At 41.0% G+C, this 556-nt stretch carries 1 pseudogene; it reads right to left on the bottom strand.

Annotated features, from left to right (window positions below):
- A pseudogene (locus AF333_RS34090) lies at positions 1-556 on the bottom strand (hypothetical protein); the annotation flags it as partial.

The raw sequence follows: 556 nt of genomic DNA, 5'->3' as shown, positions 1-556 counted from the left end.
TGAGTTGAAAGTGTAAGAGTAGGCACAGCGTTTAAAATCTCAAGGACTGGTCGCCAACCAATAAATGTGTGCGTACCACTTCCCCAACTGTAATAACGAGCCGAATTAAAGCCGCGCATCGAGTGTGCGGCGCTATCTCGATTGTATTCCTCTTGACACAAAGAATATATGGCATACCAATTCCAGAAAGTGTTGTGATGGCTATTTAAATCAACAGTATCTTGTGTAGTGTCTAAATCACTTGAAGAAGGTTTTGGAAGTCCAGAAAAATTACCTTCGTTTGTAATAATTCTATCCCATTCGTTGTTTACAGGAGTACCGCCAGAATATCCATCTCCACTCACCCGATCTGTCGTTCCACCTGTGAGTACACGTAGGCTGTATTGTTTACCATCTATTGTAATTGTTTTGCCAAAAATCAACCCTTGTGCGTTTAGTGCAGACCACTCTACGCCAGCAAGGATATTTCTATCACAAATCAATAATTTTTTACCATCGACCGTAGCTTCCCGCCATTGAACTTTGTAAGCATCACTTGCATCAGTATTACGTATTT

This window comes from Aneurinibacillus migulanus, from assembly GCF_001274715.1.
GTDB classification, from domain to species: Bacteria; Bacillota; Bacilli; order Aneurinibacillales; family Aneurinibacillaceae; genus Aneurinibacillus; species Aneurinibacillus migulanus.
This window is presented reverse-complemented; position numbering and strand designations above follow the sequence as displayed.